This window comes from Stenotrophomonas sp. S49 (assembly GCF_016624905.1).
Classification (GTDB): Bacteria; Pseudomonadota; Gammaproteobacteria; order Xanthomonadales; family Xanthomonadaceae; genus Stenotrophomonas.
Genome location: NZ_JACVUD010000042.1, coordinates 19,151 through 33,490, shown reverse-complemented (window position 1 = coordinate 33,490; position 14,340 = coordinate 19,151). Strand labels below are relative to the sequence as shown.

Below are 14,340 nucleotides of genomic sequence, written 5' to 3'. Positions count from 1 at the left end.
CCCCCCGTGATGTTATTTGCGGGGGCGGGGGCCCCCCCCCGGGGCTGGCCCGGCCGCTGCCGTGGAACGGAGACACAGGGTAGCGCCGGGCCATGCCCGGCGGATTCAACCTGCCGCCAGCCAGGCCTGCACGGTCGCGGCATCGAACGGCCAGTCCAGCTCGCGGCCGCTGGCCTCATGCCGCAGCACCGGCACCCGCGTGCCGTAGCGGCTTTCCAGCGCCGGCTGGTCATCCAGGAACACCGAATCGAACTCCGGCACCCGCGCCTTGGCCAGTTCGGCCAGGGCCAGGTCGCACAGATGGCAATCGTCTCGCTGGAACAGGGTCAGCACGGTTCAGGCTCCGCCGGCGGAAATGCTGCGCCGCAGGCATGGCCCTGCAGCACGAACGGCTAGAATAGCGGCCTCTTCCGGTACCCGCAGTACGGCAACCATGGCTGTCAGCACGTTCGACGTTTTCAAGATCGGCATTGGCCCGAGCTCCTCCCACACCGTCGGGCCGATGAAGGCCGCCGAACGCTTCATCCACCGCTGGCTGCTGGACCCGGGCCGCCTGCACGAGGTGGCGCGCATCCGCGCCGACGTCTACGGCTCGCTGGCCCTGACCGGGCGCGGCCACGGCACCGACAAGGCCATCCTGCTGGGCCTGGAAGGCCAGCGCCCGAACCTGATCGACCCGGACATCATTCCCGCCACGCTGGAACGCATCCGCAGCAGCAAGCGCATCCTGCTGATGGGCCAGCACGAGATCGCCTTCGACGAGAAGCGCGACCTGGGCATGAACAAGCGGCAGAAGCTGCCCTACCACACCAACGGCATGCGCTTCACCGCCTACAACGCCGACGATGAAGTGATCGCCACCCGCGACTATTACTCGGTGGGCGGCGGCTTCGTGGTCAACCAGGACGATGCCGCCGACGACCGCATCGTGCCCGATGAAACGCCGCTGCCCTACCCGTTCAAGAGCGGCGACGAACTGCTGGCGCAGACCGCGCGCAGCGGCCTGAGCATTGCCCAGCTGATGTTCGAGAACGAGAAGTGCTGGCGCAGCGAAGAGGAGATCCGCGAGAAGCTGCGCGAGATCTGGAGCGCGATGCAGTCGTGCGTGGCGCGCGGCATCCGCGAGGAAGGCGTTCTGCCCGGTGGCCTGAAGGTAGGCCGTCGCGCACCGGCGCTGTACCGCGAGCTGTCCTCCAAGCCCGAGGCCGCCATGCGTGACCCGCTGACCACGCTGGACTGGGTGAACCTGTACGCGCTGGCGGTGAACGAAGAGAACGCCGCCGGTGGCCGCGTGGTGACCGCGCCGACCAACGGCGCCGCCGGCGTCCTGCCCGCCGTGCTGCATTACTTCGACCGCTTCTGCCCGGGTGCGAACGAACAGCGGGTGTTCGATTTCCTGCTTACTTCCGCAGCGATCGGCATTCTGTACAAGGAAAACGCCTCGATTTCCGGCGCCGAAGTGGGCTGCCAGGGCGAGGTGGGCGTTGCGTGTTCGATGGCCGCCGGCGGCCTGGTCGCCGCGCTGGGCGGCAACCCCAGCCAGATCGAGAACGCTGCGGAAATCGGCATGGAACACAACCTGGGCCTGACCTGCGACCCGATTGGCGGGCTGGTGCAGATTCCCTGCATTGAACGCAACGCCATGGGGGCGGTGAAGGCGATCAATGCCTCGCGCATGGCCATGCGTGGCGACGGCAAGCACAAGGTGTCGCTGGACAAGGTGATCAAGACCATGCGCGATACCGGCCGCGACATGCAGGACAAGTACAAGGAAACCAGCCGCGGTGGTTTGGCGGTGAACGTGATCGAATGTTGATCGCGTGTGTGGGGGGGGTAGAGTCGACTGTCAGTCGACTGCTCTACCGGCAGGTCGCGAGATCCCGCGCTGCGCGCGGCGGGGGGGGGGGGGGGGGGGGGGGGGGGGCGAGGGCGGGGGGGGGGGGGGGGGGGGGGGGGGGGGGGGGGGGGTGTCCGGCCCCCCCCCCCCCCACTCTACCGGCAGGCTGCGTGAACCCGCGCTACGCGCGGTAGTCGACTGACAGTCGACTCTACCGGCACGCTGCGAGATGCCGCGCTACGCGCGGTAGTCGACTGACAGTCGACTCTACCGGCGGCGGCGGCGGCGGCGGAAACGTTTTGCGGTTAGGCTCGGGGTTCCCTGCCACGGAGAACCCCATGCGCCTGGTCGCTGCCGCCCTGCTTTCCTGCCTGCCCCTGTCCGCGCTGGCCGCGCCGCCCCCGACCTACGGTGCGCGGCTGGAGGGCTTCGACTACAGCTATCCGGTGAAGACCTTCAGCCTGGAATCGCAGCAGCAGCCGCTGGAGATGGCCTACCTGGACATCGCGCCGAAGAAGACTCCAGTCGGCGTGGTCGTGCTGCTGCATGGCAAGAACTTCTGCGCCGCCACCTGGAAGGAAACCATCAAGCCGCTGGTGGCCGCCGGCTACCGGGTCATTGCCCCCGACCAGGTCGGCTTCTGCAAATCCAGCAAGCCCGAGCGCTACCAGTATTCGTTCGGGCAGCTGGCAGCCAACACCCACGCCCTGCTGCAGCACCTGCAACTGGGCGAACTACCGGTACACCTGGTCGGCCATTCGATGGGCGGCATGCTGGGCGTGCGCTATGCGCTTACCTACCCGCAGGACCTGCGCAGCCTTTCACTGGTCAACCCGATCGGGCTGGAAGACTGGAAGGCGCTGGGGGTGCCGTGGCGCAGCGTGGATGCGTGGTACGCCGGTGAAATGAACATCAGCTATGACAGCATCCGCCGCTACCAGCTGGACGTCTACTACGACGGCAAATGGAAGCCGGCCTATGAAACCTGGGCACGCATGCAGTCGGGCATGTACGCCGGCCCTGGCAAGCAGGCGGTGGCCTGGAGCCAGGCGCTGACCTCGGACATGGTGTTCAACCAGCCAGTGGTCTACGAACTGAAGAACCTGCAGGTGCCCACCACGCTGTTCATCGGGCAGAAGGACCGCACCGCCATCGGCCGCGACCAGGCACCGGCGGAACTGAAGGCGACGCTGGGCAATTACCCCGCACTGGGCAAGGCGGCGGCAGCCGCCATCCCCGGGGCAACGCTGGTGGAATTCGCCGCGCTGGGGCATTCGCCGCAGGTGCAGGACCCGAAGCAGTTCAATGCCGCGTTGCTGAAAGCATTGAAGACGCGTTGATGGCTGTCCGCCGGGCATGGCCCGGCGCTACCGGTGCGCCATCCAGGTAACGCCGGGCAACGCCCGGCGATGCGTCAACCCACGATGCGCAGCACATCATCCAGCAGGGCGGCCGCCGTCACTTCGGCACCGGCCCCCGGCCCCTGGATCAGCAGGGGCTGATGGCGGTAACGATCACTGTGGATGGCCACGCGGTTGTCGGTGCCAGCGCCCTGCGCCAGCGGGTGGTCGGCGGCCAGCTCGCGCAGGCCCACCTGTGCGCCCTGCGCATCCACACGGCCAACAAAGCGCAGCACGCGGCCCTGCGCGTGCGCCTGCTGCCAACGCGCCTGCAGCGGCGCATCCAACTGTTCCAATGCAGCCAGCGCCTGTTCCAGCGGCAACGCGGCCAGCGCGTCAGGCACCAGCGATTCCACCTGCACCTGTGCGGCGTCCAGCGCCAGACCGCTGCTGCGCGCCAGGATCAGCAGCTTGCGCCGCACATCCTCACCAGACAGATCCACCCGCGGGTCCGGCTCGGTGTAGCCGGCCGCCAGCGCTTCGCGTACCGCGGCCGAGAACGGCGATTGGCCGTCGTAACGATGGAACAGCCAGGCAAGGGACCCGGACAGCACGCCCTCGATGGCATGGATGTGGTCACCGCCGGCTACCAGCGCGCGCAGGCTGCTGAGCAGCGGCAGGCCGGCACCGACCGTAGCGCTGTCGCCGTAGCGCGCACCACTGTTGGCGCAGCTGTGGGCGATGGCCTGCGCACGCGCCAGCTGTGCACCACGGCCCAGCTTGTTGGCGGTGACCACGTGCACGCCACGCGCCAGCCACTGCACGTGGCGTGCGGCCACCTCTTCGCTGGCCGTTGCATCGACCACCACGTCGCCGCGTTCCAGGCCTTCGGTACCGGCCCAGCGCGGCGCGCCCTGGCCGTCGCGTGGCGCACGCCGCGCCAGTTCCAGCGGCACCGCCAGATCGCGATCGATGGCCAGCGCGGTGCGCGAATTGGCCAGCCACTGCACGCCCGGCAGTGTCAGCCCGCGCGCCTGCAGCGCCTGGTAGCGCTGCACGAAGGCAGTGCCCACCGTGCCGGTACCCAGCAGTGCCAACCGCCCGGTGGCAACGGCGGGAAGTTCAGCGGCCAATGCGCTCATGCATCCACCACCTGTTTGCGGCGTACGGCATGGTCGATCGCCGCTTCGGCGCGCTGCAGCGCCGTGTCCAGGTCGGCCAGCAGGTCCCGTTCGGCCTCGATGCCCACCGACAGGCGCAGCAGGCCCTCGCTGATCCCGGCCGCGGCACGGGCTTCGGCGGTCATCGCTGCATGGGTCATGGTGGCCGGGTGTGCGACCAGGCTTTCAACGCCGCCCAGCGATTCGGCCAGGGTGAAACAGCGCAGGCCGTCAACGAAGGCACGCACCGCCGCATGCGGATCGTCGCCTTCGCAGTCGGCCAGTTCAAAGGACAGCATCGCGCCGAAGCCACTCTGCTGGCGCGCGGCGATGGCATGGCCGGGATGATCGGCCAGGCCCGGGTAGTAGACCCGCGCCACCGCCGGGTGCGCGTCCAGCAGCGCGACGATGGACGCGGTGTTTTCCTGGTGCACGCGCAGGCGCGCATCCAGCGTGCGCAGGCCGCGCAGGGTCAGGAAGGCGTCGAACGGCGAACCGGTCAGGCCCAGCGCATTGCCCCACCACACCAGCAGTTCATGCACGGCCGGATCGCGCGCAATCACCGCGCCGCCCACCACATCGCTGTGGCCATTGATGTACTTGGTGGTGGAATGCAGCACCAGATCGGCGCCGAAGGACAGCGGCTGCTGCAGTGCCGGCGACAGGAAGGTGTTGTCCACCACCACCAGCGCGCCAGCCTTGTGCGCGGCTTCGATCACGAAGCGCAGGTCGGTGATGCGCAGCAGCGGGTTGGACGGGGTTTCCACCAGCACCAGCTTAGGCTGGGTGGCCAGGGCCTGGGCCAGCGCGCGCGGATCGGTCAGGTCAGCGGTGACCAGTTCGAAGTGGCCCTTCTTCGCCAGCGCGTTGAACAGGCGCCAGCTGCCGCCGTAGGCATCGTGCGGCACCACCAGCGTATCGCCGGGCTGCAGCAGCGCGTTCAAAACCAGGTTGATGGCGCCCATGCCTGTGGCGGTGACCACGCCGCCCGCGCCGCCTTCCAGTTCGGCCAGGGCTTCGCCCAGCAGATCGCGGGTGGGGTTGCCGCTGCGGGTGTAGTCGTACTGGCGCTTGTTGCCGAAGCCTTCGAAGCTGAAGTTCGAGGACAGCACGATCGGCGGGGTAACCGCACCGTGGGCGGTGTCGCGGTCGATGCCGGCGCGGACCGCGGCGGTGGTGCGGCTACAGGACGGCTCGGTGGCGTGCAGGCTCATGCGGTCTCTCCAGAAGTGCGGAAGGCGGTAGCGAGGATCGCGTCGATGCGATCGGTTTCTTTCAGGAAGGCATCGTGGCCATAGGGCGAGCGCAGTACGCGCAGGCTGCCGCGCGGGCCCAGGCCCTCGACCAGGCCGACCAGATCGGCCAGCGGCACCAGACGGTCGCCTTCCACGGCCACCACCACGGTGGGCGGCAGGATGGCGGCGGGGTCCACCCGATGCAGGTCGATCGATTCGGACAGGCGCAGGTACGCAGTCACCGGCGTGCGCGCCACGTACTGCGCACCGGCCGCGTCCAGATAGTCTTCGGCCGCGACCCGCACGCGCCCGTTGACCACTTCCGGTGCAGCGTCGAAGCGCTCGCCGAACTCTTCCGGGGTGCGGTAGCTGAGCATCGCGAACTGACGGGCCAGGGCCAGGCCGTGGTCTTCGCCACACTGCAGCTGGCCCAGCGCAACGGCACGGCGCTGCAGCGCGCGCCAGGCGGCGGCGTAGGGATGCGGGCGGTGCGCACCGCTGGCCAGCACCAGCTGGCGCACCCGCGCACGGTGGCGCACGGCGAACTGCTGGCCCACCAGCGCGCCATAGGAATAACCGACGAAGGCCTTCAGCGTGCGCACACCCAGGTGATCAAGCAGCAGGGCCAGGGCGTCGGCCTGGTCGGCCGTGTCGATCGGCACATCCAGTGCGCCGTCGGCGCCGATGAAATCGAAGGCGAGCACGCGCAGCTGCTGCGGGTCCAGCGCGCGCCCGGCGCCGACCAGGCCTTCGGCCCAGCCCTTTTCGCTGAACTGAGGGTTGCTGGCCACATGGCGGTGGGCGGAAATGCCACCGGCCAGCACCACTACCGGCGCAGTGGCCGGGCCGACCCACTCGTAGCGCAGGCGCACCGGGCACGGGCCGGCGTGGCGCATCGACAGCACCGCGGCGAACTCGCCGCGCTCGGCGTGCACGCGGTCATCGACCGGCACGCTGACGGGGGCAAAGGATTCGGGGCGAAGCACGGTGCTGGGGGCGAAGCTCATGGCGGGATCCAGTTGGGAATCGGCCATCGAGCCTTCGCGGGGCTCGCGTTCAAGATGCACCGGCGGTGCACGCTCGAACCATCTTTCGGTGGACGCCACGGTCCCCGCAGGATTTGGCACCTACGCCGGCATTTGCATGCCTGCGGGCTGCCCCGGCTTCAAAGGGCCTGTCCCTCTGCCGGTCTCGATGGTGGAACCACGATGCCAGCGGATTCCGGGCATGTCAATCCCTTCATGCGGATAAAGCGATGAATGAATGCAGGGTGGCGAATCGGGAAGCCGTACCGCCGCCGCCGTTCAGGATCGGCTACAGTCCGGCGCCCGTCCCGCCGGAACCGCTGATGCCCCGCCTGCCCCTGTGCTGCCTGCCCCTGTGCTGCCTGCCCCTGTGCTGCCTGTTGTCTGCGCTGCTGGCCGCAGCCTCTGCCCACGCCAGCGACTGGCGCCAGGGCTGGGGCCTGGTCCCCAGCGGCACGCCCACCGCAGGTGGCAGCCCGGCACCGCAGGCCGCCCCCACGGCGCGGTTGCAGTTGCAGCCGGTCGGCGGGCAATGGCAGGCACGGATCGACAACCCCTTGGCCGGTCCGCTGCAGGTGGAACTGCGCGCCGCGCCCGGCCAGGCCATCGAAGGGCTGCCCGTGCAGTCGCTGGTGCAGGGCGGCGGCACCCTGGTGGTCGGCCATCTGCCGGCCCCGGCCGATGGGCGCGCCCTGGAAGTGCGCATGAACGCGGTGCCCGGCGCGCCAACGGCGCAGGCCGAGGACGTGGCCTATCGCCTGCCCTTCGAAGCCACGCACCTGCGCGTGGACCAGGCGCCCAATGGCCGCTTCAGCCACCAGGACGAAGAGAACCGCGATGCGGTGGATTTCGCCCTGGCCGAAGGCACCCTGGTCATGGCCGCGCGCGAGGGCACGGTGATGCAGGTGCAGGACGGCTTCCAGGCCAATGGCCAGGACCGGCAGCGCGATGGCGCCCGGGCCAACTTCATCCGCGTGCTGCACAGCGACGGCAGCATGGGGCTGTACGCGCACCTGCAGGCCGGCGGAATGCGGGTGCGGCCCGGCCAGGCGGTGCAGGCCGGGCAGCCGCTCGGCTTGTCGGGCAACAGCGGCTTCAGCACTGCCCCGCACCTGCACTTCGTGGTCCAGGTGAACCGCGGCATGGGCCTGCGCTCGGTGCCGGTGCGCATTTTCACCGCGCAGGGGCAGCTGCAGTTCGCCCGTGACAGCAGCACCGAAGCCAGTGCCGGGCGCTGACCGGCCCCGGCCGGTATAATCGGCCGCTTATCTCTTTGAAAAGCGCCCCGGGCGGGCGCCACTGCCATGTCCGAAGTCGCCACCGAAGCGTCGCGCCGCCGCACCTTCGCCATCATTTCCCACCCTGACGCCGGCAAGACCACGCTGACCGAAAAGCTGCTGCTGTTCGGGGGCGCGATCCAGATGGCCGGCTCGGTGAAGGGCCGCAAGGCCGCCCGCCATGCCACCTCCGACTGGATGGCACTGGAAAAGGAACGCGGCATCTCCGTGACCTCCTCGGTGATGCAGTTCCCCTACGAGGGCAAGATCGTCAACCTGCTCGACACCCCCGGCCACGCCGACTTCGGCGAGGACACCTACCGCGTGCTGACCGCGGTGGACTCGGCGCTGATGGTGATCGACGTGGCCAAGGGCGTGGAAGAGCGCACCATCAAGCTGATGGAAGTGTGCCGCCTGCGCGACACCCCCATCATGACCTTCATCAACAAGCTCGACCGCGAGGGCAAGGACCCGATCGAGCTGCTGGATGAAGTGGAAACCGTGCTGGGCATCCAGTGCGCCCCCGTCACTTGGCCGATCGGCATGGGCCAGCGCCTGAAGGGCGTGGTGCACCTGCTGACCGGCGAAGTGCATCTGTACGAACCGGGCCGCAACTTCACCCGCCAGGATTCGACCATCTTCCCGTCCATCGATGCGCCGGGCCTGGCCGAAAAGATCGGCGCGCAGATGCTGGCCGAGCTGCGCGACGAACTGGAACTGGTGCAGGGCGCCAGCCACCCGTTCGACCTGGACGCCTACCGCGCCGGCAAGCAGACCCCGGTGTTCTTCGGTTCGGGCGTGAACAACTTCGGCGTGCAGCCGCTGCTGGATTTCTTCGTCGAACACGCCCCCGCCCCGCAGGCACGCGCCACCACCGGCCGCGAGATCGCCCCGCAGGAAAACAAGCTGACCGGCTTCGTGTTCAAGATCCAGGCCAACATGGACCCGCAGCACCGCGACCGCGTGGCCTTCATGCGCATCTGCTCGGGCCGCTTCAACGCCGGCATGAAGACCTTCCACGTGCGCACTGGCAAGGACATGAAGCTGGCCAACGCGCTGACCTTCATGGCCAGCGACCGTGAAATCGCTGCCGAAGCCTGGCCGGGCGATGTGATCGGCATCCACAACCACGGCACCATTTCCATCGGCGATACCTTTACCGAAGGCGAAGCGGTCACCTTCACCGGTATCCCGAACTTCGCCCCGGAACTGTTCCGCCGCGCGCGCCTGCGCGATCCGCTCAAGCTGAAGCAGCTGCAGAAGGGCCTGGCCCAGCTGTCCGAAGAAGGCGCGACCCAGTTCTTCCGCCCGCTCACCAGCAACGACCTGATCCTGGGCGCGGTGGGTGTGCTGCAGTTCGACGTGGCCGCCTACCGCCTGAAGGACGAGTACGGCGTGGAAGCGACCTTCGAGCCGGTCAGCGTGACCACCGCGCGTTGGGTCACCTGCAGCAACGAGAAGAAGCTGGAAGAGTTCCGCGAGAAGAACGCGCTGAACCTGGCCCTGGATGCGGCCGGCCAGCTGGTCTACCTGGCCCCGACCCGGGTGAACCTGCAGCTGGCCCAGGAACGCGCGCCGGACGTGCGCTTCTCGGCCACCCGCGAAGCCGCCCACACCGTCTCGGTGGCCTGACCGGCCGGGGGTCGGATCGGCGCCCGGTAGATCCACGCCATGCGTGGATGGGCGCCGGTTCACCCACCATACGGTGGCGGGGGTGCAAGCAACCGCCATCGCGGCGATGATAGGGGGGCTGCGACTCCCCCTCCCCGCGAACCACGTCATCGCCATGTCCACCACGACTGTTGCTTCCATCCGCGAAGAAATCGCCAGCGCCCTGACCCACGGGCTCGGCGCCGTATTCGCGTTGGCCGCCGGCGCCGTACTGATCACCCTGGCCGCCATCTACGGCGACGGCTGGCAGCTGGCCAGCGCCATCGTGTTCGGCATCGCCCTGCTGCTGCTGTACACCGCCTCCACGCTGTACCACGCCATCCAGCACCCCACGGCCAAGGGCCGCCTGAAGGTGTTCGACCACTGCGCGATCTACGTGCTGATCGCCGGCACTTACACCCCGTTCACCCTGATCGGCCTGCGCGGCCCCTGGGGCTGGGGGTTGTTCACGGCCATCTGGGCGCTGGCGCTGGGCGGTGTGGTGTTCAAGCTGTTCTACACCGGCCGCTTCAAGGCGCTTTCCACCGGTATCTACATCGCCATGGGCTGGCTGGTGATCGTGGCGATCAAGCCGATGTGGGCCTCCATCGACGGCAGCACCCTGGCCTGGCTGTTCGGCGGCGGCCTGTCCTACACCCTGGGCACCTATTTCTACCACCGCGAATCGATTCCCTATTCGCATGCAATCTGGCACCTGTTCGTGATCGGCGGCAGCGTCTGCCACTTCGTGGCCGTCACCATGCAGGTGCTGTAACCCGACTGCACCGCGCTCCTGTGCACACCATGCACATGAGCGCTTCGCGCCCCGTCCACTCCGGTAGGGCAACGATGGCAGCGTGAATGCTGCCCCTTCCCCGTCCCCTGCGACGCCGCGCGCTTCGCGCTGGCGCCTCCGCCGCCCCGGCCGCCGGGGCCAACGCTGGCTGGCCGCGCTGGTATTCGTGCTGGCCGCGTTGCTGGTGCTCATTGCCCTGTGGGACTGGAACTGGTTCAAGGGCCCGGTGGAGCGTGCCGTGCAGGCCCGTACCGGGCGCGCCCTGCACATCGGCAATCTGGACGTGGACCTGGGACGCACCACCACCGTGCGCGCCGATGCCATCACCTTGGCCAACGCGGCCTGGGCCCGGCAGCCAAACATGGCCAGCGCCGACCGGGTGGAGATCGACGTGCGGGTCTGGCCGCTGCTGCGCGGCAGCGTGCAACTGCCTGAGGTACGCCTGACCCGCCCCGACGTGCTGCTGCAGACCGCGCCGCGCGAGGGCGAGGCCGGCAACTGGGACTTCCTCGGCGACAGCAGCGGTGGCACCATGCCGCAACTGAAACGCCTGTTCATCGACGACGGTCGCCTGCAGTTTTCCGATGTGCGTGGCCGCACCGATATCCGCCTGAACGTGCGCAGTGGCCAGCCGCGCCAGGGCGACGCCGCGCCGCCCCTGCTGGTGGCCGGCAAGGGCCGCTGGCAGGGCAATGCATTCACCCTCAGCGGCGGCACCGAATCGCCCCTGCAACTGACCGACAGCGCCCATCCGTTCCGCATCCACCTGGACGGCCGTGCCGGCGGCACCCATGCCGTGGCCAGCGGCACGCTGACCAACCCGTTCGCACTGCAGTTGTTCGACCTGCAGTTCGCCCTCAGTGGCCAGGACCTTGCCGATCTCTACCCGCTGCTGGGCATCGCCATTCCCCCATCGCCCCCGTATGCCCTGAACGGGCGCCTGAAGCGCGACCACAACGTGTGGCGCTACGAGCGCTTCACCGGCAAGGTTGGCGACAGCGACCTGGGCGGCAACCTGCAGTTCGAAGTGGGCCGCGACCGGCCGCGCCTGACCGCCACGCTGGAATCGCGCCGACTGGATTTCGATGATCTGGCCGGCTTCGTCGGCGCTCCGCCCAGGACCGGCAGCGGCGAGACCGCCAATGCCGAGCAGAAAGCCGAAGCGGTGAAGGTGGCGGCCAGCAACCGCGTGCTGCCGGACACGCCGTACAACCTGGGCAAGCTGCGTGCGATGGACGCCGACGTGCGCTGGAAAGCGCACCGCATCAATGCGCCCTCGCTGCCGCTGGACGACATGGACGCGCACCTGCTGCTGGACGACGGCGTGCTGCGCCTGGATCCCCTGAATTTCGGTGTGGCCGGTGGTGATATCCGCAGCACGATCCGCATGGATGCACGGCAGCCGCAGATTGCCACCACGCTGAAGGCCAGCGTCCGCGGCGTGCAGCTGGGGCAGCTGTTCCCCGATGCGAAGCTGGCCGAGCAGGCCAAGGGCGGCATCAGCGGCCAGATCGACCTGAGCGGTCGCGGCAATTCGATCGCCGCGATGCTGGGTGGCAGCAGCGGCGACGTGGGCGTGGCGATGGGCCGCGGTCACGTGGGCAACCTTGTGATGGAGCTGGCCGGGCTGGACATCACCGAATCGGTGAAGTTCCTGTTCACCGGTGACCGGCAGATTCCCCTGCGCTGCGCCTTCGCCGATTTCGGCGTGCGCGATGGCGTGATGACCAGCCGCGCACTGGCGGTGGACACCACCGACACCATCGTCATTGGCGAGGGAACGGTGAACCTGCGCGACGAATCGCTGGACCTGCTGCTGCGGCCACGGCCGAAGGACAAGAGCATCCTGGTACTGCGCTCGCCACTGCGCATCGGCGGCACCTTTAAGGACCCGTCGTTCCGCCCGGACTTCAAGGCGCTGGGCCTGCGCGGCGCAGTGGCCCTGGCGCTGGGCAGCATCGCCCCGCCGGCCGCGCTGCTGGCAACGATCGAGACCGGCCCGGGCAAGGATGCCAACTGCGGTGGGCAGTATGCGAAGTAAGAGCGGTTGTTCGCGGCGCGTGCTCTTTCATGGGGTGAGGCGGAGGGCTACCGCAGTCAGGACACGCGGTGAATACATCCATGTAGCTAGTAGGCGCCGTCCCTGGCGCCTACGGTCCTGCCTGCGGTAGCCCTCCGCCTCCAGACAGTTCCCCGCGCGCGGAACGAGAGCGGAAATTCAAGATCAAGATCAAGAGCTGTGCCAACCAAGGTTGGCACCTACCAGAAGCGGGTGGTCGGCAGCAGCGGATGATCGGCAGAAGCGCGTGGTCGGCAGACGCAGATGGTCGGCGCTGAGACGCACCGCGCTCGCAGGAACGTGTCCAGAGGCGAAGGACATGGCCGTGCAGGACCGTAGGCGCCAAGGACGGCGCCTACGAGCTACATGGACGTATTTACCGCGTGTCCTGCACGGCCATGCCCTCCGCCTCCCCACGCATCAGGAAGGCGCTGCTCTTGAGCTCTTGAGCTCTGGCTCTGGCTTCAAAGGCCGGGCCGGCGGGCTGCAAGCCCGCCAGCGAAAAACCTACCCCGCCACGATGTACTGCTGCAGATGATCCAGCTCGCGCCGCTGCGCGTCGATCACCGACTTCACCAGATCGCCGATGGAAATCACCCCCAGCACCTGCCCGCCTTCCACCACCGGCAGATGGCGGATACGGTAATCGGTCACCAGCTGCAGGCAGTGCTCCACCTGCTCACCCGGCGCCACGGTCACCACCTGTGCGGTCATGATTTCCGCCACCGCGGTATCGCGCGAAGATCGGTCGCGCAGCACGATCTTGCGCGCGTAGTCACGTTCGGAAAGGATGCCGACCAGGCGCGGGCCGTCCATCACCAGCACCGCACCGATGCCCTTTTCGGCCATCAGCCGGATCGCATCGATCACCGCGGCGCCAGGGGCGACCGCGTGCACTTCAGGGGACTTGCCGTCCAACAGTTGCCGTACCGACGTCATCTGCCTGCCCTCCCAGGGTGGGTTGCAGGGCCGATTCTGCCACGCCCGGTGCCAACCACGCGTCAACCAGGTACAACGGCCGCTGCTTGGACTCTTCGTACAGCCGGCCCAGGTATTCGCCGATCAGCCCCAGGGCGATCAACTGCACCCCGCCCAGGAACAGGATCACCGCCATCATGGTCGGCCAGCCAGCCACGCGGTCGCCGTACAGGGCCGCCTTCACGATCACCCACACGCCGAACACGAAGGCCACCGCCGCCGTCGCCAGCCCCAGATAGGTGGCCGCGCGCAGAGGCACCGTGGAAAAGCCGGTGATGCCTTCCAGGGCGAAGTTCCACAAGCGCCAGAGGCTGAACTTGCTGCTGCCGGCCAGGCGCGCATGCCGGTGGTAGGGCACCGCCACGCGGCGGAACCCGACCCAGCTGAAAAGCCCCTTCATGAAACGGTGGCGCTCGCGCAGCTCACGCAGCGCCGAAAGCGCACGGGGCGACAGCAGACGGAAATCACCGGTGTCGGCCGGAATCGGCGTGGGCGACAGGCGGCCGATCACCCGATAGAACAGCGCGGCCGTGGTGCGCTTGCTCCAGCTTTCACCGTCGCGCACCAGACGGGTGCCATAGACGTTGTCGAAGCCTTCGCGCCAGCGCGCGACGAACTGCGGCACCAGTTCCGGCGGGTCCTGGCCATCGGCGTCCAGGATCATGGCGGCGCCTTCGCGCACCTGGTCCAGACCGGCAGTCAGGGCCGCTTCCTTGCCGAAGTTGCGCGACAGACGCAGGGCCGACACCCGCCCATCCACGGCGGCCAGACCGCTGATCACCGCCCAGGTCTCATCGCTGCTGCCGTCGTCCACGTACAGCACGTGGCCGTCGATATCGGCCAGGCCATCGAGCACCGCGCACAGGCGCGGATGCAGCTGCGGCAGCGCCAGCGCTTCGTTGTGGGCGGCAATGACGAACGTCAGGCGGTCACGATTCATGCGCGGATTGTACGTCGCAGGCACGCCTGCGGCCCGCCGCCAC

12 protein-coding genes and 1 riboswitch are annotated in these 14,340 nt (G+C 68.5%); of the genes, 6 read left to right on the top strand and 6 right to left on the bottom strand.

Annotated features, from left to right (window positions below):
• Positions 1 to 105: 105 nt before the first annotated feature.
• Positions 106 to 333: a glutaredoxin family protein gene (locus tag IAE58_RS10885; RefSeq protein WP_199934794.1), complete on the bottom strand. Its 228-nt coding sequence runs from the start codon at positions 331 to 333 to the stop codon at positions 106 to 108.
• 100 nt (positions 334 to 433) lie between these two features.
• Between IAE58_RS10885 and IAE58_RS10880 the strand changes: the two genes are divergently transcribed.
• The gene (locus tag IAE58_RS10880; RefSeq protein WP_108750776.1) at positions 434 to 1,816 is read left to right on the top strand and encodes an L-serine ammonia-lyase; all 1,383 of its coding nucleotides are present in this window, start codon (positions 434 to 436) and stop codon (positions 1,814 to 1,816) included.
• A 359-nt stretch (positions 1,817 to 2,175) separates the two neighbouring features.
• The gene (locus IAE58_RS10875) at positions 2,176 to 3,177 is read left to right on the top strand and encodes an alpha/beta hydrolase (protein WP_199933729.1); all 1,002 of its coding nucleotides are present in this window, start codon (positions 2,176 to 2,178) and stop codon (positions 3,175 to 3,177) included.
• 74 nt (positions 3,178 to 3,251) lie between these two features.
• On the opposite strand, the gene IAE58_RS10870 is transcribed toward IAE58_RS10875, so the two are convergent.
• The 3 genes from IAE58_RS10870 to IAE58_RS10860 are packed head-to-tail and all read right to left on the bottom strand — an operon-like array spanning position 3,252 to position 6,579.
• Complete coding sequence (locus IAE58_RS10870) at positions 3,252 to 4,319, bottom strand: homoserine dehydrogenase (RefSeq protein WP_199933728.1); 1,068 nt, start codon at positions 4,317 to 4,319, stop codon at positions 3,252 to 3,254.
• Entirely contained in the window at positions 4,316 to 5,551 is a 1,236-nt protein-coding gene (locus IAE58_RS10865) for an O-succinylhomoserine (thiol)-lyase (protein ID WP_199933727.1), read from the bottom strand. Before IAE58_RS10865 ends, IAE58_RS10870 begins: the two co-directional genes overlap by 4 nt.
• The gene (locus IAE58_RS10860; protein ID WP_108754858.1) at positions 5,548 to 6,579 is read right to left on the bottom strand and encodes a homoserine O-succinyltransferase; all 1,032 of its coding nucleotides are present in this window, start codon (positions 6,577 to 6,579) and stop codon (positions 5,548 to 5,550) included. Before IAE58_RS10860 ends, IAE58_RS10865 begins: the two co-directional genes overlap by 4 nt.
• 75 nt (positions 6,580 to 6,654) lie before the next feature.
• Positions 6,655 to 6,773, bottom strand: a riboswitch (SAM riboswitch).
• 147 nt (positions 6,774 to 6,920) lie between these two features.
• Here IAE58_RS10860 and IAE58_RS20090 point away from each other — a divergent pair.
• From IAE58_RS20090 to IAE58_RS10840, 4 genes are all read left to right on the top strand, one after another.
• The gene (locus IAE58_RS20090; protein WP_199933726.1) at positions 6,921 to 7,835 is read left to right on the top strand and encodes a M23 family metallopeptidase; all 915 of its coding nucleotides are present in this window, start codon (positions 6,921 to 6,923) and stop codon (positions 7,833 to 7,835) included.
• Between the two features lie 66 nt (positions 7,836 to 7,901).
• A complete protein-coding gene (locus tag IAE58_RS10850) occupies positions 7,902 to 9,506 on the top strand; it encodes a peptide chain release factor 3 (protein WP_199933725.1) in 1,605 nt (534 codons plus the stop codon).
• 154 nt (positions 9,507 to 9,660) lie between these two features.
• Positions 9,661 to 10,299, top strand: coding sequence for a hemolysin III family protein (locus tag IAE58_RS10845; RefSeq protein ID WP_108753864.1), 639 nt, complete (start codon positions 9,661 to 9,663; stop codon positions 10,297 to 10,299).
• Positions 10,300 to 10,381: 82 nt separating this feature from the next.
• A complete protein-coding gene (locus IAE58_RS10840) occupies positions 10,382 to 12,361 on the top strand; it encodes an AsmA family protein (RefSeq protein ID WP_199933724.1) in 1,980 nt (659 codons plus the stop codon).
• Between the two features lie 525 nt (positions 12,362 to 12,886).
• Here IAE58_RS10840 and IAE58_RS10835 read toward each other — a convergent pair.
• On the bottom strand, positions 12,887 to 13,318 hold the full coding sequence (locus tag IAE58_RS10835) for a CBS domain-containing protein (RefSeq protein WP_108753866.1): 432 nt from the start codon (positions 13,316 to 13,318) through the stop codon (positions 12,887 to 12,889).
• Entirely contained in the window at positions 13,278 to 14,297 is a 1,020-nt protein-coding gene (locus IAE58_RS10830) for a glycosyltransferase family 2 protein (protein ID WP_199933723.1), read from the bottom strand. The genes IAE58_RS10835 and IAE58_RS10830 overlap by 41 nt, the downstream gene beginning before the upstream one ends.
• Positions 14,298 to 14,340: the final 43 nt, after the last annotated feature.

Bases quoted from the DNA above. Each gene is read 5' to 3' on its own strand.
- IAE58_RS10870 (WP_199933728.1), bottom strand. From the start codon at position 4,319: ATGAGCGCATTGGCCGCTGAACTTCCCGCCGTTGCCACCGGGCGGTTG.
- IAE58_RS20090 (WP_199933726.1), top strand. From the start codon at position 6,921: ATGCCCCGCCTGCCCCTGTGCTGCCTGCCCCTGTGCTGCCTGCCCCTG.
- IAE58_RS10830 (WP_199933723.1), bottom strand. From the start codon at position 14,297: ATGAATCGTGACCGCCTGACGTTCGTCATTGCCGCCCACAACGAAGCG.
- IAE58_RS10865 (WP_199933727.1), bottom strand. From the start codon at position 5,551: ATGAGCCTGCACGCCACCGAGCCGTCCTGTAGCCGCACCACCGCCGCG.
- IAE58_RS10835 (WP_108753866.1), bottom strand. From the start codon at position 13,318: ATGACGTCGGTACGGCAACTGTTGGACGGCAAGTCCCCTGAAGTGCAC.
- IAE58_RS10875 (WP_199933729.1), top strand. From the start codon at position 2,176: ATGCGCCTGGTCGCTGCCGCCCTGCTTTCCTGCCTGCCCCTGTCCGCG.
- IAE58_RS10845 (WP_108753864.1), top strand. From the start codon at position 9,661: ATGTCCACCACGACTGTTGCTTCCATCCGCGAAGAAATCGCCAGCGCC.
- IAE58_RS10860 (WP_108754858.1), bottom strand. From the start codon at position 6,579: ATGAGCTTCGCCCCCAGCACCGTGCTTCGCCCCGAATCCTTTGCCCCC.
- IAE58_RS10880 (WP_108750776.1), top strand. From the start codon at position 434: ATGGCTGTCAGCACGTTCGACGTTTTCAAGATCGGCATTGGCCCGAGC.
- IAE58_RS10850 (WP_199933725.1), top strand. From the start codon at position 7,902: ATGTCCGAAGTCGCCACCGAAGCGTCGCGCCGCCGCACCTTCGCCATC.